We start from the raw sequence: 23,639 nt of genomic DNA, 5'->3' as shown, positions 1-23,639 counted from the left end.
TCCCCCATGGACAACAACGTTCCGACCGTTTCCGAGACCACCGAGTCGAAGCGTGGACAGCGTTCCTACCGGCTGCGTGTCGGTATCGCGGCCGGAGTTGTCGTGGCTGCTGCCATCGGTGGCACCGTGACCGCGTTCGCTCTGAATTCCGACCCCGCCTCCTCCGCTGCGGGCACTTCCGCCTCGTCCGCGAAGGCCAAGGGCGGCGCTGCCGTCGACGGTCCGCTGTCCACCCGCGGTGGCGACATCGTGGACTCCAAGGGCCACAAGGTCGTGCTGACCGGTATCAACTGGTTCGGTGCCGAGACCGGCAGCTTCGCGCCGCACGGTCTGTGGACCCGTAACTGGAAGAGCATGCTCGACCAGATCGCGCACAACGGCTTCAACACGATCCGGCTGCCGTACTCCAACGAGATCTTCGCGGCCAAGAGCAAGCCGAACGGGATCGACTTCAAGCAGAACCCGGACCTCAAGGGCCTCACCGGCCAGCAGATCATGGACAAGATCGTCAAGGGTGCCACCGACCGCGGCATGATGGTGATCCTGGACCAGCACCGTCCTGACCAGTACGGCCAGAGCGAGCTGTGGTACAGCCAGAACCTCACCGAGAAGCAGTGGCTGGACGACTGGACCCAGCTGGCCAAGCGCTACAAGGACAACCCCCGGGTGATCGGCGCCGACCTGCACAATGAGCCGCGTGGCCAGGCCACGTGGGGCGACGGCAACCCGAAGACCGACTGGCGCCTGGCGGCCGAGAAGGCCGGTAACGCGATCCACTCCGTCAACAAGAACTGGCTGATCTTCGTCGAGGGCACCGACCGTCACAAGAACGAGCAGTTCTGGTGGGGCGGCGACCTCCAGGGTGTGAAGAAGTACCCGGTCAAGCTGAAGGAAGCCAACAAGGTCGTCTACTCGGCGCACGACTACGGCCCGGGTGTCTACAACCAGAACTGGTTCATGGCCAAGGACTTCCCGAAGAACATGCCGGCGATCTGGCAGAAGCACTGGGCCTACATCAAGAAGCAGAACATCGCTCCGGTGCTGCTCGGTGAGTTCGGTGGCCGCAAGACCGCGGGCAAGAGCTCCGAGGCCGTGTGGCAGAACGCGCTGATGGACTACCTCAAGAAGAACCAGATCAGCTACACCTACTGGTCCCTGAACCCGAACTCGGGTGACACCGGTGGTGTCCTCAACAACGACTGGAAGACGGTCGACAAGAACAAGATGAAGATGCTGTCCAAGTACCAGGCGCCGCTTCTGTCGGCCAAGGGGAAGACGTCGGAGTAACCCCTTCGGTACGGCCGCCGCACCCCGGCGGTGGACAGCGAGGGCCCGCAGGCATCCCGCCTGCGGGCCCTCCGTCGTACCCGCGTACGGCAAAAGTGGAAGCGATCCGTCACCTCGCCGGGTTTCCTGTCCGGGCCCGCTTTCCGCGCCGGTCCGAAGGCGCGAGGAGGCCGGCCGCGAGGAGGCCGACGATGAAGCCCCAGCAGCGCACCGGCCGCGTACTCTTCCCGCTGGCCGCATTCGCGGTGGTGGCGGCCGACCAGGTGAGCAAGGCCTGGGCGGTGGCGGCCCTCGGCGGCACCGTGGGGCCGCGGGGCGAGTTCGGGCCGGTGCACACCCTGCTGGTGCGCAACACCGGGGTGGCCTTCGGGCTGGGGCGGGGCCGGCCCCTGCTGATCGCTCTGATCACCCTCGCCGGAGCGGTCGCGACGCTGGCCGCCGTGGGCGCGGGGATGCGGGTCCGCAGCCGGGCCCGGGCGCTGGCCCTCGGGTTGATCGCCGGGGGCGCGCTCGGCAACGGCGCCGACCGGGCCGTACGGCACCCCGGGCCGCTGCGGGGCGCGGTCATCGACTGGATCATGGTGACGGCCCGCGGTCCGGTGTTCAATCTCGCCGACGCCGCCCTGGCGGCCGGCGCCTGCCTGATCGTCGTCGCCCTGCTGCGCGACCTCACGCCCCCGCTTTGGGGACCGCGCTCTCGCTGGCGTCCGGCTCTCCGGGCGGCAGCGGCTCCTCTTCAGCCGCCAGGTCCGGGCCCCCGTCCTGAGCCCGCGCCGTCCCCTGCCCCTGGACCCCCTCCTGGAGCCGGTTCTGGTGCTGGTCCGGGCCCTGACCCCGGTCCGCGGCCGGATGCTGCGGCCGACCCGGGGCCAGGTCCTGGGGCCGCTCCTCGACCCGGCTCCGGGCCGGGTCCGCGAGGGAGCCCGCCAGGTCACGCAGCCGTCCGAGCGCCGCTTCGTCCGGGCCCTCGCGGGCCCCGCGGGAGGCCAGCGCGCTGGTGATCCGCTGATACGCGGCCAGCTCCCCGGCGCAGCGGTGGCACCGTGCCACATGGGCCCGGACCCGGCGCGCGGCCGGCGCGTCCAGCTCACCGTCCAGATACGACTGGAGCTCCGCGCCGTCCGTGAGGCACTCCCTGGCCTGCCGGCGCTCGGCGCTCCGCCACCACATCCACCACCTGCTCATGCCCCACCTCGCTGTCCTTGAGGTCCCGCGGCCACCAGTCGGTCCCGAATCCGCTTGCGCGCCCGGTGCAGCCTGCTCATCACCGTCCCCTTGGGCACACCCAGCACCCGCGCGGCCTCCGCGTACGACAGCCCGTCCACATGCACCAGCCGCACCACCTGCTGGTCGCGCGGCGACAGCGCGGTGAACGCGGCGTCCACGGCCTCGTCGAAGGCCGTGTCGACCACCAGCTCCTCCGGTGTCGCGCCCTGGGCAGTCGCGAGCCGGTCGAGTTCGGTGTCCGGGTCGTCGAGCAGATGCGGTCTGCGCTGACGGCGCCGGCTCACCTCCGCGTGCCGCATGATCGTCAGCAGCCAGGCGCGCGGATGGCGGCCGTCGAACCGGCCGACCGCCCGGTAGGCCCGGAGCAGGGTGTCCTGCACCAGGTCCTCGGCGTCGGCGGGCTGCGCGGTCAGCGACATCGCCACCCGCAGCAGCACCTCCACCTCGGGCAGCACGTACTGGGCGAACATGCGCTGTTGACGGGCGTCCGGGTCAGCCACGGGTGCCTCCTCGGATCCTGACCCCCCGGGACGCGGTGACCACTGTCACACTCTGTGTAACACCGGGCTCACATCGGCGCACGCCATGATCGGCGGTTCGAGTGATGGTGGGGGCGGCCGTGGGGGCGGCCGTGGGGGTGGGGGAGGAGGCTTCTCGTGCTCAGGATGTCGCTGCTCGCGCTCAGACCTTCACGGAGACCAGGAGTTTCCCGTCGAGCGTGCGGATCTCGAAGTGGTCGATGTCGGCCAGTTTGTAGGCCGCGCCGCCCTGGGTGAACAGGGGCGCCTGGGCGCTCTTGTCGGGGCTGTCCGCGATGCCGTACCCCTGAGGAGGCACCGACCAGGTCGTCATGACCTGCTTCTCGCCGCTCTTGGGGACCGCGATCAGGCTGCACGCGAGAGGGCCCTTGACGTTCTTCAGCCGCAGCATGGCGTCGGTGCCCCACTTCTTGTCTTCCAGGGCGATCGCGGCGCTCACCTTGGTGTCCGGGTCGGTGGCCTCGACCTTGGTGGGCGACTTCTCGAAGATCTCGCTCGCGGTGGTCCCGGCGGTGACGGTCGTGCTCGAGCCGTCGTCGGAGGTGAGGGCCACCGCGCCGAGCGGTCCGCCGATGATCAGGACGGCGGCCGCGGCCACCAGGGAGAGGTGCCGGCGCCGCCGGCGCCGCCGCACCACGGCGACCTCGCCGATCATGCGGTCCAGCAGCCCGGGGCCCGGGCTCGCGGTGAGCGTGTCGATGCCGTTGGGGGTGGCGGTGAAGGAGTGCGGGACGCCCGTGAGCCCGGGCCGGCCGGGGGCACCGTGGATACCGGGGACGTCGGATGCCAGCTCCGCCAGCATGGGTTCCAGTCCCGCCAGCTCGTCGAGGCGGCGTCCGCACTGTTCACAACCGGCGAGGTGCTGCTCGAAATACGTGGCGTCCGCGTCGTCGAGGACGCCGAGTACGTACGCGCCGACGGCGTCGTGCCCGGCGTGGTGCGCCTGCGCGGTCATGCCGTCACTCCTCTTTCCTCAAGCGCGAGCTTCATGGAGCGCAGCGCGTAGAAGACCCGGGACCGCACGGTCCCGCTGGGTATGCCGAGCGTCTGGGCCGCCTCGTTGACCGTGCGGCCCTTGAAGTACGTCTCGACGAGCACCTCGCGGTGCGCGTCGCTGAGGTCGTGCATGGCGTCCGAGAGGGTCATCAGCCGCAGGGCGCGGTCGATCTCGTCCTCGGCGGGCATGAGCTCCAGCGGGGAGGGGTCGACTTCCTGCGGGCGGGCCTGGCGGCTGCGGTGGCCGTCGATGACGATCCGCCGGGCCACGGTGACCAGCCAGGGCCGGATCGAGCCGGTGGCCCTGCTGAGCTGGTCGGCGTTGCGCCAGGCGCGGACAAGGGTCTCCTGGACCACGTCCTCGGCCCGGTGCCGGTCGCCTGCCACCAGGCGCAGTACGAAGGCGAGCAGCGGCCCGGCGTGCTCCTGGTAGAGCGCGCGCATGAGCTCCTCGTCCGGCGTACCGCGCTGGGATCTCGACCGATGTGCATCGGTCACGGCGGCGTCGTCGCGCACCAGAACCTCCAGGACGGAACCCGAGTTGGACATCATCAGCAGACACTCCCGGTGTGTTGGCCGGGGGTTGTGTGGCCCGGACGGCCTCTTCCTCCATCACTACGGACGGGGCGTGAGCGTCGCTCAACTCGGGGCGAAGTTTCTTGAAGTGATCGCGGACGGCGCCGTTCCGCACCAACCGGCGGGCGCTGCCGCACCGGGCGTCAGGCGCCGCAGCAACCGGCAGGCGCTGCCGCACCGGGCGTCAGGCGTTGTCGCACCGGCCGTCAGGAGGCCAGGGGGTCCAGGACGACGGGCTGGACCGAGCCCTCGATCATCGCGCCCAGCCCCTCGACCGCGCAGGTGTCGGGGTGTTCGGCGATGTGCAGCGGCATACCGGTCGCCCCCCGCAGGAGATCGTCGAATCCGGGGAGCCCCGCGCTTCCGCCCGCCAGCATGATGCCGCGCTCCGCGAGGTCGGCGACCAGATCGGGCGGGCAGCGGCGGAGCACCGCGCCGACCGCGTCGAGCACCCCGGTCAGCGGGGTCTGCACCACGGCCCGGATGCCCTCGATGTCGAGCTGCACCGAGCGGGCGAGCCCGGTGGCCACGTCCCGGCCGTGCACCTCGGTGTCGTCCACGGCCGGGCCGGCGCCGCTCAGGGCCAGGTGCAGCGGGCGGACGGCCTGGCTCGGCAGCACCAACGCGTGCTCGTTGCGCACATGTTGGACGAGGGCGTGGTCGATCGTCTCCCCGCCGACCGCCACCTGCTCGGCGGCGACGATCGAGCCCAGCGACAACACCGCGACCTGGGTGGTGGCCGCCCCGCACACCACGATCATCGTCGCCTCGGGCCGCTCGACCGGCAGGCCGCAGCCCACGGCGGCGGCGATCAGGGTGTCGACCAGCTCCACCCGCCGGGCGCCGAGCCCGGTCAGCGTCTCGACGGCGGCGCGCTCCGCCAGCGGGTCGGCGTCGTGCGGGACGCAGACGGCGGCGCTCAGCAGCGGCTTGCGCCGCCAGGCCCGGCGCACCTTGTTGCCGACGAGGTACCGCAACATGCGCTGGGCCATGGCGATGTCGACGACCCTGCCGCCGGACACGGGCCGGACGACCCGGATATGGGCGGGGGTACGGCCGATCATGCGCTCGGCGAGTGCCCCCACCGCGATCAGCCCCCCGGTGCGGGTGTTCACGGCGGCGACACTCGGCTCGTCGACGACGAGGCCGGTGCGCCTGAGATAGACCCGGGTTCTGGCGGCGCCGAGGTCGACGGCGATGGAGCAGCGGCGCAACCGGTCGAGGCTGATGGTCATGTCAGGTCTCCTGCGTGGTCAGGTCTCCTGTGGGGGCGGCGAGGTGGGGCCGTCGTCCCGGCGGCCCTGTGATCATCGTGTGGGCCGGACCGCCCGCCGCGCCTGCGGTGCTGCGCCGGTCGGGCGAGGAGCGGCCCTCGGCTCTGCCGATGCGGCGGGTGCGGCGATTCGGCGGTCCGGCGATTCGGCTCGGTCGGCTCGGCAGGCTTGTCGGGCTTGGCCGGTCGGCGTGTTCGGCTTATTCAGCTTGCTGGGCTCGTTGGGCTTGCTGGGCTCGTTGGGCTTGTTCGCCGTACTCGCCGGCGTCCGGGTAGTCCTTGGCGTCCGCGTAGCACTCCACGGCTGCCGTGGTGAGCGAGAACCGCACGGGCGTCTCGCCGAAGGCGACCCGGCCCGCCCTCTCACCCGCCGCCGCGATCGCCTCCCGCACCTGCGGGACCTCCTCGGCCGGGCAGTGCACGATGACCTCGTCGTGCTGGAAGAAGACCAGCTCCGCGCGGAGCCCCGCCCCGGCGAGCGACTGCCGCAGCGCGGCGAGCATCAGCACCGCCCAGTCGGCGGCGCTGCCCTGGACGACGAAGTTACGGGTGAACCGCCCGCGGGCGCGGGCCCCGGCCGTGCTGCCGTACGTCGGCTCCTCCTCCTGGTCGCGCGGCAGGCCCGCCTCGTCGGCCGGGTCCCCGCCGGCGGACGCGGGCGGGCAGGTGCGGCCCAGCCAGGTGCGCACCAGCCGCCCCTCCTCACCCGCCCGGGCCGCCTCGTCCACGTACGCCACGGCCGCCGGGAAGCGGCGCCGCAGGGCCGCGAGGTGCTTGAGGCCGTCGCCCGAGGTCTGGCCGTAGATCGCGCCGAGGAGCGCGAGCTTGGCCTGGTCGCGCCGGCCGGAGAAGGCGCGGTCGGACAGCGTCGCGTACAGATCCCGCCCGCTGCCGGCGATCTCCATCAGGCCCGGGTCGCGGGAGACGGCCGCCAGCACCCGCGGCTCTATCTGGTCGGCGTCGGCGACCACCAGCCGCCACCCCTCGTCGGCGACCACCGCCCGCCGCACCACCTTGGGGATCTGCAGCGCCCCGCCGCCGTTGGTGGTCCAGCGGCCGGAGACCGTACCGCCGGGCACATACTCGGGGCGGAAGCGGCCGTCCCGAACCCACGACTGCAGCCACGCCCAGCCGTGCGCCGTGTGCAGACGGTAGAGCTTCTTGTAGCGCAGCAGCGGCTCCACGGCGGGGTGGTCGACGCCCCTCAGCTCCCAGGCGCGGGTGGAGCCGAGCGAGATGCCCTCGCGCGCGAACGCCTTGACGACCTCGGCCGGCAGATCGGGCCGCACCCGTACGCCCCCGAAGGCGCGGGAGACCTCGTCGGCCAGCTCGACCAGCCGCTGTGGCTCCAGACCGCCCGGGTAACGCTCGCCGAGCAGCTCGTCCAGCAGCTCGCGGTGGCGGTCCGCGCGCCAGGGCACCCCGGCCCGGCGCAGCTCGGCGGCCACCAGCGTCCCGGCCGACTCGGCCGCCGTCAGCAGCCGCATCCGGCCGGGGTGCTCGGCCGCCTCCGTACGGGCCAGCTGTCCGGCGTAGACCGCCAGCAGCGCGTCGAGGGGGTCGGTGCCGGGCGGCAGCGGCACCGGGCCGGGCTCGAAGAGCGACGGCTGCGTCTCGGCCGCCCGCACCGGAGGGTCCTCGGGGACCGGCAGGCCGCGCAGCCGCGCCCACGCCGCGGCCAGCGAGCGCGGCTCGCCGCACCGCCCTTCGTGGCCCAGCAGCAGGGCCTCGGCGGCCTCCAGGTCGTAGCACCGCTCGACGCGGACGCCCGCGGCGAGCAGCCGCGGGTAGAGCTCGGAGGTCGACCGCCACACCCAGCGCTCGACGTCCGGCCGGGACCGCACGGCCCAGGCGGCACCGCCGGCCGCGGCCGTGACCTCGACGATCGGACCTGCGGCCCGCCCCGCGGGGTCGAGCGGGCACAGACGGGCGCCCCCGTCCCCTGTCTCCGCCAGCGCCCATCTCATGTCGGTGAGTGTGACAGGAGGGTCTGACAGAACCGGCAACTTCTGGGCGCCCGAACTGCACCGCCTCAACGGCCCCAACGGCCTGCGCTGGTATCTGACCTACAGCGCGGGCGTCTCCGCGAACATCGACCACCAGCACGTCCACGTCCTGGAAAGAGGGCGGTACGCAGAACCTGTACGCGGTCCGGATGAGCAACCCGTGGACCCCGACGGGCGGCGCCGTCCGCATCGCGACCCCCACCTACAGCTGGGAGAAGGTGGGCTCCGGGGTCAACGAGGGGCCGACCACCCCTGGCCTGCTGTTTTTGCTGCCCGAAGGTTGCCTCGCGCGCGGCGGTTTTGGGCATCATGCCCGGAATGATGAAATCCGGAAGAATTTCCGGGTGTGGGAGAACCTGTCGGGCATGGTCTGCGTCACCTCTATCGACCGTGTATGCCGACCGCGCGGACCGCCGTTGCCCTACGCTTCCCGGTGATCATCGGGTGATCGTCCGGATACGCATGGTGCACGTGCATCTGCTGGTGCATCTGCGAATGCATTTGCCCGTTCTGATGCTCATGCATTTGCAGCTCAACAACGTTATGATCCGGGTCAGTTGACAGCTGCACTAACCAGTGGAGAGCCCTGTGCGCGACCACCCGTACAACGGCATGGCGGCCGCGGACCTTCAAGAGGCCGCCTGGCAGAAGAGCAGCCACAGCAATTCCCAGGGCTCATGTGTGGAGTTCGCCAAGCTGCCGGGCGGCCACGTCGCCGTACGGAACTCCCGCTACCCGGACGGCCCGGCCCTCATTTACACCCCGGCCGAGGTCGAGGCGATGCTGCTCGGCATCAAGGACGGCGAATTCGACCACCTGGTGCGCGACCCGGCCTGACGCGGCCCGTTCCGGCCCCGCCGCGGTGAGCGACACTGGTAGGTGGGTGTGATGCCCGGCTGGATGAGACGACGGCTGGGGTGAGACGGCTATGAACGGGTCGATGCGCGTCGGACATGTCCTCGGGGTGCCGCTGCGGATGCACTGGAGCGTCCCGGTGCTGGTGGCCCTGCTCGCCTATGGCCTGGGCCATGAGACGCTCCCGGCCTGGACCCCGGGCCATTCGAGCGCCGTCTACGCCGCCGCCAGCGTGATCGGAGCCCTGCTCCTGATGGGGAGCCTGCTGCTGCACGAGGCCGCACACGCGGTCACCGCCCGCAGAAAGGGCGTCTCGGTCCAGGATGTGACGCTGTGGGCGCTGGGCGGCATGACCCAGATGGGCCGGCCGCGGACCGCCGGGGTGGCGCTGCTGGTGGCCATCAGCGGCCCGATCACCAGCCTGGTGATCGGGGGCGCCGCGATCGGGGCGGGGATCGGGGCACACGGCCTGATCGGCTGGGGGATACCCGCGGCGCTGCTGGTCTGGCTGGGGTGGGCCAATCTGCTGCTGGGTGTCTTCAATCTGCTGCCCGCCGCTCCCCTGGACGGGGGGCGGGTGGTGCAGGCGGTGCTGTGGTGGCGCACGGGGGACCGGGAGCGGGCCGAGCGGGCGGCGGGCCGCAGCGGACAGATCTTCGGCATGGCGATGATCGCCTTCGGCTGGGTGGCGTTCGTCCGTGGGAACACGGGCGGTTTGTGGTTCGCGCTGATCGGTCTCTTCATGGTGATCATCGCCAACGCGGAACGGCAGCACGCCACCCTCACCGAGACCCTGCGCGGGGTGCGGGTGGGCGAGGCCATGTCCCACCCGGTGGCCGCCGGGGCCGACTGGCTGACCGTGGACCGCTTCATCGACGAGGTGGCGACGCCCTCCCGGCACTCGGTACTTCCGGTCCTCGACTTCGAGGGCCGTCCGAGCGGGCTGGTGAGTCTGCGCGGCCTCGCGGCGGTGCCGTCCGAGAACCGGGGAATGCAGCGGGTGCGCGATGTGGCGACGCCGGTCTCCCGGTGCACGCTCGCCGTGCCGGGCGATCTGCTGAACGAGGTCATGGAGCGGGGGCTGCGGCCCGGGGGCGGTATGCCGATCCTGGTCGTCGACCATGGCCATCTGGAGGGGATCGTCACCGCCCATGATGTGACGCGGCTCTTCCAGCTGCACGCGCTGGGTGTGACGGCGGCCCCGCCGAAGTCCAGCCCCCTGTGAGTGTGAGTCCAGCCCCTGTCTGGGTGTGAGTCCGGCCGCCTCTGGGGCGGGGGCGAAGCCGCTAGCGTGGTCGCGGCAGCAGGAACAGCGCCCAGACCACCTTGCCGCGCAGCGTCCCGGCCAGCGGATGCCAGCCCCAGTCGTCGGTGAAGGACTCCACGAGGCAGAGCCCTCTGCCCGACTCCTGGCTGGAGTCGGCCTCGCCGGCCACCGGGCTCTTGTCGCTCGGGTCCCGCACCGCGCACACCAGACGTGAGCGCCAGCGCATCAGGTGCAGACGCACCTGCGGTTCGGCCTCCGCGCCGGGCCGGCCGTCCGGACGGACGCCGGGGACGGCATGGCGCAGGGCGTTGGTGACCAGTTCGGAGACGACCAGGGCGACCTCGTCGAACATCTCCGGGAGTTCCCACTGCGCGAGCGTGGTCCCGGTGAACCGCCGGGCTCCTTGGACCGCTTCGAAGCGGGTCGGCAGCGAGCAGGAGGCGGAACCGGAGACGCCGGGGGCGTCGATCGCGGGGAGCCCCAGCCACACGGGCTCCAGCATGGTCGAGCCTTCGGTCCCCATGCGAGCACTCCTGCATCCGTGGCCCTGACGAATCCTGGCCAGATCTCGTACGAGCTTGCACGTGCGCAGGACCTATGGTTCCGAATGCGCACAACGGATGCAAGGGCAGATGCACGTGCACGCAGATTTTTTGGGACTATGTACCCAACTTCGACACAGATTCTCCCTACGTCCTCTTGCGTACGTCTCACACTTGAGTAACGACATGTGCACGGGGTGGAGCCCGAATAGTGGCAGACTTCGGCCTCAGGGCTGCGGGGGTCGCCTTCGGAAGAGTGCGTTCCGTACAGGGAGGGTCGCAGACATGAGCGCAAGTGAGTCGAGCGGATCGGTGGTGCGCCGGATTCTCCTGGGCTCTCAGCTCAGGCGGTTGCGCGAGTCCCGTGGCATCACGCGGGAAGCGGCGGGTTATTCGATCCGGGCCTCCGAATCCAAGATCAGCCGGATGGAGTTGGGCCGGGTGAGCTTCAAGGCGCGCGACATCGAGGACCTGCTCACGCTCTACGGGGTCACGGACGAGACCGAGCGCGCGTCCCTGCTGGGCCTGGCCCGCGAGGCCAATGTCGCGGGCTGGTGGCACAGTTACGGCGATGTGCTGCCGAACTGGTTCCAGACGTATGTCGGTCTGGAGGGCGCCGCCTCGCATATCTCCTGCTACGAGGTGCAGTTCGTCCACGGCCTGCTGCAGACCGAGGGCTACGCCCACGCCGTCGTCACCCGCGGCCAGCCGCACGCCTGCCACTCCGAGGTGGACCGACGGGTCGCGCTGCGGCTGGAGCGGCAGAAACTGCTGGTCTCCGAGCGGGGGCCGGCCTTCCATGTGGTGATCGACGAGGCGGCGCTGCACCGGCCCTACGGCGGTCAGGCCGTGATGCGGGCCCAGATCCAGCACCTCATCACGGTCTCCGAGCAGCCCAATGTCACGCTGCAGGTGATGCCCTTCTCCTTCGGCGGACACGCCGGGGAGAGCGGCGCGTTCACCCTGTTGCGCTTTCCCGAGTCCGATCTGCCGGACATCGTCTATCTGGAACAGCTCACCAGCGCGCTCTACCTCGACAAACCCGAGGAAGTGGGGCAGTACCGGCGGGTGTTGGAGCGGCTGAGCGCGGACAGCCTCTCCGTGGAAAAGAGCCGTGACTTGCTGCGGGGCCTCCTTCAATGACGTTGCCGTGTCAGTAGGATGACGTTCTGTCAGCAATCCCCCACGCGTACGCGGTGTTGTCGAACGGCACCCCGTCCTCCAGATAGGGATGGCATGTCCTACTTCTCCGAGCTGGCCTTTCAGTACATCGACGGTGAGTGGCGGACCGGCAGCGGTTCCTGGGACATCGTCGATTTCAACCCCTATAACGGGGAGAAGCTCGCCTCCATCACCGTGGCCACCGTCCAGGAGGTCGACCTGGCCTACCGCGCCGCCGAGCGGGCGCAGCCGGAGTGGGGCGGCACCAATCCGTACACCCGGCGCCTGGTCTTCGAGCGGGCCCTGCGGATCATCGAGGACCGTGAGAAGGAGCTCACGGAGGCGATCATCGCGGAGTGCGGCGGCACACATGTGAAGGCCGGGTTCGAACTGCACCTCGCCAAGGAGTTCCTGCGCGAGGCGATCCAGCTGGCGCTGCGGCCCGAGGGGCGCATCCTGCCCTCGCCGGTCGACGGCAAGGAGAACCGCCTCTACCGGCTTCCGGTCGGTGTGGTCGGGGTCATCAGCCCGTTCAACTTCCCCTTCCTGCTGTCGGTCAAGTCGGTCGCCCCGGCGCTCGCGCTGGGCAACGCCGTCGTGCTCAAGCCGCACCAGAACACTCCGATCTGCGGTGGCGGACTGGTCGCCAAGGTCTTCGAGGACGCCGGGCTGCCCGCCGGGCTGCTCAATGTGGTGGTCACCGACATCGCCGAGATCGGCGACGCCCTGATCGAGCACCCGGTGCCGAAGGTCATCTCCTTCACCGGCTCGGACAAGGTCGGCCGCCATGTCGCCACCGTCGCCGCCTCCCACTTCAAGCGCTCCATCCTGGAACTGGGTGGCAACAGCGCCTTGGTCGTGCTCGACGACGCCGATGTGGACTACGCGGTGAACGCCGCCGTCTTCAGCCGCTTCGTCCACCAGGGCCAGGTCTGCATGGCCGCGAACCGGGTGCTCGTGGACCGCCGGATCGAGCGCGAGTTCACCGAGAAGTTCGTGGCCAAGGTCGAGTCGCTGAGGGTCGGCGACCCGAGCGATCTGACGACACATATCGGCCCGCTGATCAACGAGGGCCAGGCCGAGGCCATCAGCGCCCTCGTCGACCAGGCCGTCGCCGAGGGCGCCACCGCGCTGGTGCGCGGGCGGACCGAGGGCACCCTCGTCGCCCCCACCGTGCTCACCGGGGTCGCGGAGGACGCCGCGATCCTCGGGCAGGAGATCTTTGGCCCGGTGGCCCTGCTGATCCCCTTCGACGGGGACGAGGACGCCCTCCGGCTCGCCAACGCCACGGAGTACGGGCTCAGCGGCGCCGTGCACACCGGCGACATCGAGCGCGGGGTGCGCTTCGCCCAGCGGGTGCGCACCGGCATGATCCACGTCAACGACAGCACGGTCCACGACGAGCCGATCGTGCCCTTCGGCGGGGAGGGGAACTCCGGGCTCGGGCGGCTCAACGGCGACTCCTTCGTCGAGGACTTCACCACCACCAAATGGATCTCCGTTCAGTACGGCCGCAGCCAGTTCCCGTTCTGAGCCGCGGTGTGATCGACGTGTCGTTGAGGACAGAAGCTGACCGCAAGGGTCCGTAGTGTCGGAGACATCGGGAGACGGAACTCCCGAAGGACCGACGGAAGGCGGACCCATGCCCACTCTGGTGAACCAGGAAGCCCACGGTGACGAGGCCGGAGCCCTCCTGGGCTTCCTCGACGCCCAGCGCGGCGCCGTCCGCCGGACGCTGCACGGCCTCACCGACGAGCAGGCGGCCCTCAAGCCGTCCGCCAGCGAGCTCTCGCTGTTCGGCGTGCTCAAGCACGTCGCCGAGGTCGAGCAGGGCTGGGTCGAGGACGCCAAGCAGGTGCCGCACTCCATCCCGCGCGATCCCTCCAACTGGCACATGAGCTTCGAGCCCGAGGAGGGGCGGGCGACGGTCAAGGAGGTGCTCGCCTTCTGGGACGAGGCCGCGGCCGAGACCGAGAAGTTCATCCGCTCGCTGCCCGACCTGGACGTAACCTTCCCGCTGCCCCCGGCGCCGTGGTTCCCCGAGGGCAGTGTGCGCTCCATGCGCTTCCTGCTGCTCACCTTGATCCAGGAGTTCGCCCGGCACGCCGGTCACGCCGACATCATCCGCGAGACCATCGACGGCAAGACGGCCTTCGAGCTCATCGACGCGATCGCGGCGGGGCGGTAGCCGACGCCGGCGTGGCTGGTCCGGGGACAGCCGATCGGGGGTAGCCCATCGGGCAGCGGCCGGCTCATCGCCGAGGGGTGAGCCGGGGCCGCAGCGCGCACCAGGCGGGCAGGACGGAGGAGACCACCGCCAGCAGCGCGCAGGCGGCCACCGCCGCGCCCACCGCGTCCCAGGGCACCGTGGGCGAGGCCGGTACCGACAGCCGCCCCAGCGCACCCCACAGCCCGAGCAGTTGGACCCCGGCCACCGCCGCCCCGAGCAGCGCGCCCACGGCCACGGTCAGCACCGCCTCCGCCGCGACGGCCCGCAGCACCTGGAACGTGGTGGCCCCGGCCAGCCGCAGCGCCCTCAGCTCGGGTATTCGGTCGGAGGTGGCCATGACCAGCGTGCCGGCAAGCGCTATGCCCGCGTAGACCAGGGCGATACCGACCACCACCAGCAGGCCCAGCCGGGTCTGCGGACTCGTCCGGGGATGGACGGCCGCCACCCAGGCGTCCCGGGTGAGCACCCGCCCGCCCTCCGGCCGCACCGCGGCCCGCAACCCCTCGGCGACGGCGGCCGCGTCCGCCCCGGGCCGCAGCCGCACCTCGATCCGGTCCGACGCCGCGCCGCGCGCGTTTCGCCAGGTGACATACGCGCCGTTGTCGCCGGTGCCGGTGCGCAGGACGGCGACGATCCGCAGCGTCGCCTTCCGGCCGTCGCCCAGCCAGACGGTGACCCGGCGGCCGACCGTGGGCCGCTCCCACTCCTCGTTCACCACGATGCCCCGGTCGTCCAGGTCACGGAGGGAGCCGGAGACCACGGGCAGCCGCCCGACGGCCGCGAGCCGTGCCGGATCCACCGCCCGCGCCGATGACTCGACCAGCGCCGACTCGCCGTCACGGGCGAACACGGCGGTGGTCGCGGACGCGGACGCCAGCGCTCCGGGGACAGCGGACACCCGCCCCACCGCGCTCGCGCTCAGGCCCTCGGAGCCCGCCCCCGCGGTGATCACGAAGTCGGCGCGGGTCTGGGCGCGAAGCTCGGCCGCCTTCGCCTGGCTCACCGTCGCGGCAGCGCCCAGCAGGGACCCGGTGAGCGCGACCGTGATCAGCACCGGCGCGGTCACGGACGCGGTCCGCCGCACCCCGGCCGAGGCGCTTTCCCGGGCCAGCATCCCCGTCGCGCCCGGCAGCCGGGCCGGCAGATGGCCCAGCGCCCGCACCACCGGCCGGGCCAGCAGGGGCGCCAGCAGGCCGACCGCGGTGATCAGCACCATGGGCTCGGTGGTGTAGGTCTTCCGCTTGAGCAGTCCTCCCGGATCGTGGGCGAGCGTCCACCCCAGCGTCGCCACCCCGGCCAGCAGCAGCCCGGCGCCCAGCAGCCGACGGATGAGCGGCATCGTCCGGCTGTCCACGGCGGCCTCGCGCAGCGCCTCGGCCGGCTCGACCCTCCCGGCGCGGCGCGCCGCGGCCCACACCCCCGCGAGCGCCACCAGCAGGCCGGTCGAGAAGGCCACGGGAAGCGGCCAGAAGTGATCGTCGACAGTGAACCACTCGGGCGCCACCCCGCCCTCCACCAGCCGGCGCGCGAGCCATGGCGCGCCCCAGGTCCCCAGCGCGCAGCCCGCGGCCGAGGCGAGCACCCCCACCACCGCGGCCTCCGCGAGCACCACCCGTCTGAGCTGGCCGGGGGTGGCCCCCGCCATGCGCAGCAGGCCGAACTCCCGGCGGCGCTGGGCCACCGCGAAGGCGAAGGTGGAGGCGACCACGAAGACGGAGACAAAGCCGGTCACCCCGGCCGCCGTGCCGAGCAGCGCGTTGACCGTAAGCAGGGCCCGGCTGTCGCGGTCCGGGTCGGGGTCGGCCCGACGCCGGTCATCGCCGGTGAGGACCCGCACCCCGGCCGTGCCCGCCACCGCCTCGCGCACGGCGGCCGCGGGGGCGCGCACCACCAGCGCGTCGATCCGGGGCGAGAGACGGGCCGCCTCCTCGTCGGTGAAGAACACCGCGCTCTCGAAGGTCGTCCTGGGAGCCGTGCCCACCACGACGCGGGTCTGCTTTCCCGAGGCGGTGCCCACGCCGATCCGGTCGCCGACCTTCGCCCCGCTCCCCGCGACGACCACCTCCCCGGCCTTCTCCGGCGCCCGTCCTGCGGTCAGCCGGTACGGGGTGAAGGACGCGGCGGACCAGGGGTGGCCGACGGTGCCCTGGGGGAGCGCGGCCGAGCGCACGGGGAAGGTGCGGTCCGGTGTCACCGGGCCCAGCCGCCCGAGCCGTGCCACCAGCGCGGGAGGCACCGGGCGGGGGTGGGCCAGGGGCGCCGAGACCTTCTCCGTGTCCGGCCCGCGCCGTACGGGGACGGTGAGGGTGTCGGCGCCGCGCACCACCACCGGCGCGGCGGCGAACCGCTCGGGGCCCCGCCGGGGGGCGTCCAGGGTGGAGGCCAGGGCCAGGCACATGGTGGCGATCAGGGCGACCCCGAGGCCCAGCGCGACAAACGTGCCGACGAGGGTGGTCCACCGGGTCCGCAGACCGCCGAGCGTCATCCTCAGCACGGGATCGTCTCCAGCCGCGTCATCCGGGCGGACACCTGCTCGGCGGTCGGCCGCTGGAGCTCTCCGCTCACCCGCCCGTCGACGAGGAAGACCACCCGGTCGGCATAGGAGGCGGCCACCGGGTCGTGGGTGACCATGACGACCGTCTGCCGCTCGGCGTCGACCAGCTCCCGGAGCAGCCGCAGCACATCGCGGCTGGTGGCGGAGTCCAGGGCGCCGGTCGGCTCGTCGCCGAACAGCACCTGGGGCCGGGTGATCAGGGCGCGGGCGAGCGCCACACGCTGCTGCTGGCCACCCGACAGCTGACCGGGCCGGTGCCCGGCCCGGTCAGCCAGCCCCACCCGGGCCAGCGCCCCCTGTATCTCCGCGCGCGCGGGGGCGCGGCCGGCCAGCCGCAGCGGCAGGGCCACGTTCTGCGCGGCGGTCAGCGAGGGCAGCAGATTGAAGGACTGGAAGACGAAGCCGATCCGCTCCCGGCGCAGCCGCGTCAGCCGGGTCTGGCTCAGCCCTTCCAGCGGGGTGCCTCCGATCGACACCGAGCCGGAATCGGGCCGGTCCAGGCCCGCCGCGCACTGCAGGAGCGTGGACTTGCCGGAGCCGGAGGGGCCCATGACCGCGGCGAAGCTCCCCGCGGGAAAGGAGAGGCTGACATCGTCGAGCGCCGTCACCCCGTCCGCGCCGGAGCCTGAGTCATAGCGCCGGCTCACCCGCGAGAGCCGGATCGCCGCGGTGTCCAGATCAGTTCGTGTCATGCCTTCCAGACAACCGGCTCCGGCCCGCCCGTTCACGACCACTGGGCATAGTCCCGGGGTATGGCCAGCCATACCCCCAAGACGCCTACTGGACCGACTGTGGCGGGGGGTCGCCGGACCGTACCGTTCTCGCATGTCCACACGAAATGTCCGGCAGGCGCTGTATCAGCCCGGCTATCTGCGAACCGCCTGGCCCTGGCGCGCGGTGCTGTATCTGCTGAGCAGCGCGCCCGTCGGGCTGCTCGCGCTGCTTGGCATCGTCGTCTTCGCCCTGGTCGGCGGGGTGTTGACGATCGTCGTGATCGGGCTGGTGGTGCTGGCCGCGCTGGGGCTGGCCGGGGTGCCGGTCGGCGCGATCGAGCGCCGCCGGCTGCGGCTGGTGGACAACAGCCCGGCCCGCAACCCGCACCGCACACCGGACGAGCCGGGGCTCCTCGCCTGGGCGCGCGTGCGGTATCAGGAGCGGACGACCTGGTACGAGCTGGCTTACACGGTGCTGTTCGCCTTCGGCCTGTGGATGGCGGACGCGTTCGCCCTGCTGGGCGCGCTGGGGGCGCCCCTGGCGATGATGGCCACTCCGATCCTGCTGGCCCTGGACGGCGGCGGCCAGGCCCAGGTCCTCAAGTACTGGTCGGTCACCTCCTATCCCGAGGCGTCCGCGTGGTCCGTCGGGGGCGCGCTGCTGTTGCCGGTGGGCCTCTACTGTCTGGGAGTCTTCGCCGGACTGCGCGCCGCCTTCGCCCAACTGCTCCTCGTGGGCCCCGAGGGCGAGTTGCGCGAGGAGCTGGGGGAAGTGGCCCGGTCGCGGGCCCGGCTTGTGCACGCCTTCGAGGCGGAGCGCCGGCGCATAGAGCGGGATCTGCACGACGGCGCCCAGCAGCGGCTGGTGGCGCTCACCATGACGCTGGGCCTGGCGCGGCTGGACGCCCCGCCGGGGCCGCTGGCCGATCAGCTCGCCAAGGCACATGACGAGGCGGGCAAGGTGCTGGCGGAGCTGAGGGAGCTGATTCATGGGATACACCCCCAGGTGCTGGCCGACCGGGGCCTGGGTGCGGCGCTGGAGGACGCCGCCGACCGTTCGCCGATCCCCGTGCTGGTGAACGCCTCGGGGCTGGGGCGGCTCCCCGAAGCGGTCGAGAAAGCCGCGTACTTCGTGGTCTGCGAGGCGCTGGCCAATGTCGCCAAGCACAGCGGTGCGGGGCTGGCCGAGGTCGGGGCCGAGATACGGGAGGGCTCGCTGTTCGTGTCCGTCGTGGACGACGGGGTGGGCGGCGCGGTCCTGCTGACGGGTGGCTCGGGGGGCCGGGCGGGGGGCAGCGGGCTGACCGGGCTGTCCGACCGGGTGGCCGCTCTCGATGGGACACTGAGGCTTTCCAGCCCGCCCGGCGGGCCGACGATTCTGAGCGTGGAGATACCGTGCGAGCCGATCGAAGTCTTCGGCTAGTCCTGGCTGAGGACAGTGTGCTGCTGCGCGAGGGGCTGGTGGGGCTGCTGGCCCGGTTCGGGCACGAGGTCGCCGCGGCCGTCGGCAACGCTCCCGCGCTGCGGGCCGCGGTCGCCGAACACTCCCCGGACTTGGTGGTCACCGATGTGCGGATGCCGCCGGGGCAGAGCGACGAGGGGCTGCGGGCAGCGGTCGCCCTGCGCAAGGAGCGGCCGGGGCAGCCGATCCTCGTGCTGAGCCAGTATGTGCAGCGGACCTATGCGACCGAGCTGCTGGACTCCGGCGACGGCACGGCGGTGGGCTATCTGCTCAAGGACCGGGTCGGGCAGGTCGAGGAGTTCATGGACGCGCTGCGCCGGGTGGCCGACGGCGGCACGGTCGTCGATCCGGAGGTCGTGCGCCAGCTGTTCCGCCGTCGGCGAGACCCCCTGGAGCGCCTCACCTCGCGTGAGCGGGAGGTGCTGGCCCTGGTGGCCGAGGGCAAGTCCAACGCGGCCATCGCGCGTGAGCTGGTCGTCTCCGAGGCCGCGGTGGGCAAGCACATCGGCAACATCCTGGGCAAGCTCGATCTGCCCCCCGGCGAGGACACCCACCGCCGTGTCCTCGCGGTCCTGGCGTTCCTGCGGGCGTAGGCCCTGTCCTCTCCGGACTCCGCGGGGCCACCCCGAACTCTGCGGGGCCCGGGCGGCCGGGAAAGCACCTCGCCGGTGTCACGTGTTCGATCCACGCGCCGTACCCATATACGACTCCGGCGGACGACACGCCACCGCGCGTCACTACAGTTCCCCCAAGGGAAAGTGTGAGCCTGGACAGTGGCGGGCTCTCGGAGGGGTCCGGCAGGGAGAGAAGGCGGGCGATGTCAGCGATCCGGCTGCTGGTGCTGGGGGCGGTGCGCCAGCACGGGCGGGCTCATGGCTACCAGGTCCGTAACGACCTGGAGTTCTGGGGCGCTCACGAGTGGTCCAACGCCAAGCCCGGATCGATCTACCACGCGCTCAAACAGATGGCCAAGCAAGGCCTGATGGTCGCTCATGACGTCGCGCCGAGCACGGCCGGCGGCCCGCCGCGCACCGAGTACGAGCTGACCGACGCGGGGGAGGAGGAGTACTTCCGGCTGCTCCGCGAGGCGCTGGTGCGCCATGATCAGAAGATCGACGAGCTGACGGCCGGGGTCGGCTTCATCGTCGACCTTCCGCGTGCCGAGGCGATCTCCTTGCTGAAGGAGCGGGTCGCGACCCTGGAGGAGTGGCGGGCCACGGTCACCGCGCACTGGATGCCGCCGGAGGCCGCGCCCGACGCCTGGGGCCACATCGGCGAGATCATGAAGCTCTGGGTGCACTCGGCCGACAGCGGGGCGCAGTGGACGCGCGGCCTGATCGAGCGGCTGGAAGGCGGGGCGTATGTCATGGCGGGTGAGGGGAAGCGCTCGGTCGATGTGCTGATGAACAGTGTGGAGAGCGTGGTCGGAGCCGAGGACCCATGTGCGCCTCCGAGCGGCGAGGACGACACCGAGGCCGAGCGGAACGCTCGCTAATCAAGTTTGACTAGTCTCCCGTCGGGAAGTACCTTTCCCGCCTCCGAGTAGTCAAATTTGATTACTGGCTCAATGAGGGGAAGGGGAAGACCTTGGCCGACAGCCATGGCGAATCCGCCATCGTCGTCGAGGGACTGCGGAAGGCATACCGAGGCCGGCCGGCGCTCGACAGGCTCGACCTGACCGTCCCGTACGGCACGGTCCATGCCCTGCTGGGCCCCAACGGCGCGGGCAAGACCACCTCCGTACGGATCCTCTCCACGCTGCTGCGCCACGACGGCGGGCGCGCGGAGGTCGCCGGATACGACGTGCTGCGCCACCCCGACGAGGTCCGCTACCGCATCGGACTCCTCGGCCAGCACGCGGCCCTGGACGAGGGCCTCAGCGGACGGCAGAACCTGGAGATGTTCGGCCGCCTCTACCACCTGGGAGCCCGCGGGGCCGCGCGCCGCGCCGACGAGCTCCTGGAGCGGTTCGGACTCACCGACACCGGCCGCAAACCGGTCAGCCAGTACAGCGGAGGCATGCGGCGCAGGCTGGACCTGGCGGCCGGCCTGATCACCCGCCCCAGGGTGCTGTTCCTGGACGAGCCGACCACCGGACTCGATCCGCGCGGCCGCGCGGAGGTGTGGGCCGCGGTCCGGTCGCTGGTCGGTGGCGGCACCACCGTGCTGCTCACCACCCAGTACCTGGAGGAGGCCGACCAGCTCGCGGACCGCGTCTCCGTGATCGACACCGGCCGGGTGATCGCGGAGGGCACCGCGGACGAGCTCAAGGCCCGGCTCGGCGGGGACCGGATCGAGGTGGTGGTGCGCCACACCGGCCAACTGGACGCCGCCGCCTCGCTGATCGCCACCGCGGCCCGCGCCAGTGCCGGAGCCGTCGAGACCGACCCCGACACCCGGCGGATCAGCGCGCCGGTCACCGACCGGATGACCGCGCTCACCGAGGCCGTACGGGCCCTGGCGGCGGCTCGGATCGAAGCGGAGGACATCGCACTGCGCCGCCCCACCCTCGACGAGGTCTTTCTGCACCTCACCGGCGAGCGCGCCAACACCACGGAAACCGACAGCACGAAACCCGACAGCACGGAAACCGACAGCACAGAGACCAACAGCACCCGCACCGAGGAGGACGCGGCCGCATGACCACCGCGACACACCCCGCGACCCACACCACGGCCCCCCGGGGCCGCCTCGGCCGGGCGGCCACCGACTCATGGACCATGACCCGGCGCGGTCTCGCCCACTGGGCGCGGCAGCCGGCCCAGTTGGTCGTCGGCCTGGTCTTCCCGGTGATGGTGCTGCTGATGTTCGCCTACTTCCTCGGCGGCGGCATGACCGTCCCGGGCGGCGGCGACTACAAGGAGTACCTGGTGCCGGGCATGCTCGCCCTCACCATGGCCTTCGGCCTCGAGTCCACCATGATCGCCGTCACCCAGGACCTCAACAAGGGCGTCATCGACCGCTTCCGGTCCATGCCGATCGCCCCCTCGGCGGTGCTGGTCGGCCGCAGCGCCCTGGACATGGTGCAGTCGGGGCTGGGGCTGCTGGTCCTCATCGGGACCGGGCTCGCGATGGGCTGGCGCTGGCACGGCGGCCCCGGGGACGCGCTGGCCGCGGTCGGGCTGTTGCTCCTGCTGCGCTTCGCCATGCTGTGGCTCGGCATCCACCTCGCCATGGTGGCCGGACGGCCCGAGATGGTGCAGGCGGTGCAGGTCCTGATCTGGCCGCTCGGGTTCCTGTCGAACGTCTTCGCCTCGCCCGAGTCCATGCCGGGCTGGCTCGGCGCGATCGCGGACTGGAACCCGATGTCGGCGACGGCCACCGCGGTCCGCGAGCTGTTCGGGCCCGCGGGCCCCGGCGGCGGTTCCTGGCCCGTGGAACACGCCCAACTGCTGGCGCTGTGCTGGCCGCTGGCGCTGCTGGCGGTCTTCTTCCCCTTGGCTGTGGGCCGTTACAAGAACCTCAGCCGCTGAAACGAGTCCAGACACGCCCGAATGCCGCGTGAGCCACACCATCACTCGTCGTGGGTGGATCCGGATACGGTGCTGACATGGTGAACGACAGGGGGGACACGGGCGCGAGGGCGACGGGCGGGGTCGGTTACGCCCTGCTCGTCGCCGCCGCCCCGGGCGGCAGACAGCGGCTGATGGACGCGGCCGGGGCACTGCACCAGCTCGCGGCCGTACCGCCCGCCGCGCTGCTGGGGACCGCGAACGGGGCGAGCGTCGTACAGCTGGTCGATCCGGCCGATCCGCAGACGGTGCTGACGCATCTGCGGACCGCGGCCGCCCATGAGGGGCCGGTGCTGATCTATCTGGCGGGTCAGCTCACCTTCGACGCCAAGCAGCGGCTGCCGCACTTCGCGCTGGCCCGTACGACGGCCAGGACCGCCCGCTACACCGCGCTGCCGTGGCACTGGCTGGCGGCCGAGCTCGCGCGGCGGCCGGCGGGCAGCACCACGGTGCTCGTCGACCTGGTGGCCGACGAGACGGCGTGGCCGCGGCTGTCGGCCGACCCCGTCCTGGCCGGGCGGCTGCTGGCGGCCGGGCTCACCCTCTACGGCTCGCTCGCCCCCGCCCCGCCCAAGCGGCGGACGGCGGCACCGCTCTACAGCCGGGCGTACGCCGCGGCCTTGAGGGGCGCCGCCGAGGACGCGTCGTTCGCGGTGCTGCACGAGCTGGCGGTCGCCGAGGCGGGGCTCGGCGGCGGCCCGGAGCTGCTGTTCGACGGGTCCGCCGTCCATGCCGACGCCTCGGCGGCCGCTCTCGCGGGCCTCCCGCACCAGCCCCAGGCCGTCGGCGTCAACGGCGAAGTGACGCGCGTTGCGGATGGCGCGCCGCAGGTGGAGACGGCGACGGAGACGGCGACGGAGGGGGCTGACGACCCGCCGCCCCGCCCGCAGGACCGCCTCCCGGACGTGCCGGCGCCCGAGCCCATCGCCGCGCTGCCGCCCCCGCCCGTCGCGTGGGAACGGACCCCGCCGCCCGCGTTCATGCCGGATCCGCACGCCGCGATCCTGGAGGCCGCGCACGCCGGGCGGCACAGCGAGGCAGCCTCCATGGCGGCGGCCTGGGAGCAGGAGGCCCTTCGCTCGGCCGGTCCGCGCTCCGGCGAGGCCATCCACTGGCTGGAGGTACGGGCCGACCTCGCGCGCCTGGCCGACGATCCCGCCCGCGCCTGCGAGCTGTGGATGTCGGTGGCCGACGCCAGGCTGGGCAACGGCGAGGCCGCCGACGCCCCGGACGTCGAAGCGGCGGTGGACCGGGCCCACCACCAGTGGCAGTACGTCCAGGACCCGGCCAGGGCCCGCTCCCTCGCCCCGTTCCTGATATCGCTGCGCGGCCGGGTGCCCGGCCGCAGGCCCGGCGCCCTGGACGCGGTCCGGCGCAGGGCCGAGATCTTGCAGGAGACCTCGCAGACGGGCTGACGGCCGGGCGCCGACGGGCAGGCG

Annotated in this window: 22 protein-coding genes and 1 pseudogene; 14 read left to right on the top strand and 9 right to left on the bottom strand. The window is 72.1% G+C overall.

Annotation, left to right across the window (positions count from 1 at the left end):
- The first annotated feature begins 6 nt into the window (after positions 1 to 6).
- Together ACFZDL_RS30300 and ACFZDL_RS30295 are read left to right on the top strand one after the other, a co-directional pair.
- Positions 7 to 1,287 carry a glycoside hydrolase family 5 protein gene (locus tag ACFZDL_RS30300; protein WP_353590408.1) on the top strand — a complete coding sequence of 427 codons (1,281 nt, stop codon included), beginning with the start codon at positions 7 to 9 and terminating at the stop codon, positions 1,285 to 1,287.
- A gap of 191 nt (positions 1,288 to 1,478) precedes the next feature.
- Positions 1,479 to 1,889 (top strand): annotated as a pseudogene (locus ACFZDL_RS30295) (signal peptidase II); the annotation flags it as partial.
- Between the two features lie 67 nt (positions 1,890 to 1,956).
- Here ACFZDL_RS30295 and ACFZDL_RS30290 read toward each other — a convergent pair.
- The 6 genes from ACFZDL_RS30290 to ACFZDL_RS30265 all read right to left on the bottom strand — a co-directional run bounded on the left by ACFZDL_RS30290 (position 1,957) and on the right by ACFZDL_RS30265 (position 7,865).
- Complete coding sequence (locus ACFZDL_RS30290) at positions 1,957 to 2,472, bottom strand: zf-HC2 domain-containing protein (protein ID WP_353590409.1); 516 nt, start codon at positions 2,470 to 2,472, stop codon at positions 1,957 to 1,959.
- On the bottom strand, positions 2,469 to 3,014 hold the full coding sequence (locus tag ACFZDL_RS30285; protein WP_353590410.1) for an RNA polymerase sigma factor: 546 nt from the start codon (positions 3,012 to 3,014) through the stop codon (positions 2,469 to 2,471). The genes ACFZDL_RS30290 and ACFZDL_RS30285 overlap by 4 nt, the downstream gene beginning before the upstream one ends.
- Before the next feature lie 181 nt (positions 3,015 to 3,195).
- Positions 3,196 to 4,008, bottom strand: a complete 813-nt coding sequence (locus tag ACFZDL_RS30280; RefSeq protein ID WP_353590411.1) for a zf-HC2 domain-containing protein — start codon at positions 4,006 to 4,008, stop codon at positions 3,196 to 3,198.
- Complete coding sequence (locus ACFZDL_RS30275; protein WP_043491081.1) at positions 4,005 to 4,598, bottom strand: sigma-70 family RNA polymerase sigma factor; 594 nt, start codon at positions 4,596 to 4,598, stop codon at positions 4,005 to 4,007. The genes ACFZDL_RS30280 and ACFZDL_RS30275 overlap by 4 nt, the downstream gene beginning before the upstream one ends.
- 233 nt (positions 4,599 to 4,831) lie before the next feature.
- The gene (locus ACFZDL_RS30270) at positions 4,832 to 5,860 is read right to left on the bottom strand and encodes a rod shape-determining protein (protein WP_353590412.1); all 1,029 of its coding nucleotides are present in this window, start codon (positions 5,858 to 5,860) and stop codon (positions 4,832 to 4,834) included.
- A 238-nt stretch (positions 5,861 to 6,098) separates the two neighbouring features.
- Complete coding sequence (locus ACFZDL_RS30265) at positions 6,099 to 7,865, bottom strand: bifunctional 3'-5' exonuclease/DNA polymerase (RefSeq protein WP_353590413.1); 1,767 nt, start codon at positions 7,863 to 7,865, stop codon at positions 6,099 to 6,101.
- A 188-nt stretch (positions 7,866 to 8,053) separates the two neighbouring features.
- Here ACFZDL_RS30265 and ACFZDL_RS30260 point away from each other — a divergent pair, with 188 nt between their 5' ends.
- The 3 genes from ACFZDL_RS30260 to ACFZDL_RS30250 all read left to right on the top strand — a co-directional run bounded on the left by ACFZDL_RS30260 (position 8,054) and on the right by ACFZDL_RS30250 (position 9,984).
- Positions 8,054 to 8,341 carry a hypothetical protein gene (locus ACFZDL_RS30260; RefSeq protein ID WP_353590414.1) on the top strand — a complete coding sequence of 96 codons (288 nt, stop codon included), beginning with the start codon at positions 8,054 to 8,056 and terminating at the stop codon, positions 8,339 to 8,341.
- A gap of 175 nt (positions 8,342 to 8,516) precedes the next feature.
- On the top strand, positions 8,517 to 8,741 hold the full coding sequence (locus tag ACFZDL_RS30255; RefSeq protein WP_319691739.1) for a DUF397 domain-containing protein: 225 nt from the start codon (positions 8,517 to 8,519) through the stop codon (positions 8,739 to 8,741).
- 91 nt (positions 8,742 to 8,832) lie between these two features.
- Positions 8,833 to 9,984, top strand: coding sequence for a site-2 protease family protein (locus tag ACFZDL_RS30250; RefSeq protein WP_353590415.1), 1,152 nt, complete (start codon positions 8,833 to 8,835; stop codon positions 9,982 to 9,984).
- 61 nt (positions 9,985 to 10,045) lie between these two features.
- Here ACFZDL_RS30250 and ACFZDL_RS30245 read toward each other — a convergent pair whose 3' ends face one another.
- A complete protein-coding gene (locus ACFZDL_RS30245; RefSeq protein WP_353590416.1) occupies positions 10,046 to 10,549 on the bottom strand; it encodes an ATP-binding protein in 504 nt (167 codons plus the stop codon).
- A gap of 304 nt (positions 10,550 to 10,853) precedes the next feature.
- On the opposite strand from ACFZDL_RS30245, the gene ACFZDL_RS30240 reads away from it, so the two are divergent.
- The 3 genes from ACFZDL_RS30240 (at position 10,854) to ACFZDL_RS30230 (ending at position 13,917) form a co-directional block, all read left to right on the top strand.
- Positions 10,854 to 11,711 carry a helix-turn-helix transcriptional regulator gene (locus ACFZDL_RS30240; RefSeq protein WP_353590417.1) on the top strand — a complete coding sequence of 286 codons (858 nt, stop codon included), beginning with the start codon at positions 10,854 to 10,856 and terminating at the stop codon, positions 11,709 to 11,711.
- 93 nt (positions 11,712 to 11,804) lie between these two features.
- Positions 11,805 to 13,262, top strand: a complete 1,458-nt coding sequence (locus ACFZDL_RS30235; protein ID WP_353590418.1) for an aldehyde dehydrogenase family protein — start codon at positions 11,805 to 11,807, stop codon at positions 13,260 to 13,262.
- A gap of 109 nt (positions 13,263 to 13,371) precedes the next feature.
- Entirely contained in the window at positions 13,372 to 13,917 is a 546-nt protein-coding gene (locus tag ACFZDL_RS30230) for a DinB family protein (RefSeq protein ID WP_353590419.1), read from the top strand.
- 64 nt (positions 13,918 to 13,981) lie between these two features.
- Here the strand turns inward: ACFZDL_RS30230 and ACFZDL_RS30225 are convergent, their stop codons facing one another.
- Together ACFZDL_RS30225 and ACFZDL_RS30220 are read right to left on the bottom strand one after the other, a co-directional pair.
- Complete coding sequence (locus ACFZDL_RS30225; protein ID WP_353590420.1) at positions 13,982 to 16,453, bottom strand: ABC transporter permease; 2,472 nt, start codon at positions 16,451 to 16,453, stop codon at positions 13,982 to 13,984.
- On the bottom strand, positions 16,447 to 17,205 hold the full coding sequence (locus ACFZDL_RS30220) for an ABC transporter ATP-binding protein (RefSeq protein ID WP_353590421.1): 759 nt from the start codon (positions 17,203 to 17,205) through the stop codon (positions 16,447 to 16,449). Before ACFZDL_RS30220 ends, ACFZDL_RS30225 begins: the two co-directional genes overlap by 7 nt.
- Positions 17,206 to 17,338: 133 nt before the next feature.
- Between ACFZDL_RS30220 and ACFZDL_RS30215 the strand changes: the two genes are divergently transcribed.
- From ACFZDL_RS30215 to ACFZDL_RS30190, 6 genes are all read left to right on the top strand, one after another.
- Positions 17,339 to 18,649, top strand: a complete 1,311-nt coding sequence (locus ACFZDL_RS30215; RefSeq protein ID WP_353590422.1) for a sensor domain-containing protein — start codon at positions 17,339 to 17,341, stop codon at positions 18,647 to 18,649.
- The gene (locus ACFZDL_RS30210; RefSeq protein WP_353590423.1) at positions 18,622 to 19,281 is read left to right on the top strand and encodes a response regulator transcription factor; all 660 of its coding nucleotides are present in this window, start codon (positions 18,622 to 18,624) and stop codon (positions 19,279 to 19,281) included. Before ACFZDL_RS30215 ends, ACFZDL_RS30210 begins: the two co-directional genes overlap by 28 nt.
- Positions 19,282 to 19,505: 224 nt before the next feature.
- Positions 19,506 to 20,183, top strand: a complete 678-nt coding sequence (locus tag ACFZDL_RS30205) for a PadR family transcriptional regulator (RefSeq protein ID WP_353590424.1) — start codon at positions 19,506 to 19,508, stop codon at positions 20,181 to 20,183.
- A gap of 92 nt (positions 20,184 to 20,275) precedes the next feature.
- A complete protein-coding gene (locus ACFZDL_RS30200) occupies positions 20,276 to 21,331 on the top strand; it encodes an ATP-binding cassette domain-containing protein (RefSeq protein WP_353590425.1) in 1,056 nt (351 codons plus the stop codon).
- Positions 21,328 to 22,161 (top strand): ABC transporter permease, encoded by an 834-nt coding sequence (locus tag ACFZDL_RS30195; protein ID WP_391192955.1) that lies wholly within the window; start codon positions 21,328 to 21,330, stop codon positions 22,159 to 22,161. Before ACFZDL_RS30200 ends, ACFZDL_RS30195 begins: the two co-directional genes overlap by 4 nt.
- A 77-nt stretch (positions 22,162 to 22,238) precedes the next feature.
- Positions 22,239 to 23,615, top strand: a complete 1,377-nt coding sequence (locus ACFZDL_RS30190) for a hypothetical protein (RefSeq protein ID WP_353590426.1) — start codon at positions 22,239 to 22,241, stop codon at positions 23,613 to 23,615.
- Positions 23,616 to 23,639: the final 24 nt, after the last annotated feature.

The sequence above is a fragment of the Streptomyces sp. NPDC007917 genome (assembly GCF_042959105.1).
In the GTDB taxonomy this organism is placed as follows: Bacteria; Actinomycetota; Actinomycetes; order Streptomycetales; family Streptomycetaceae; genus Streptomyces.
This window is presented reverse-complemented; position numbering and strand designations above follow the sequence as displayed.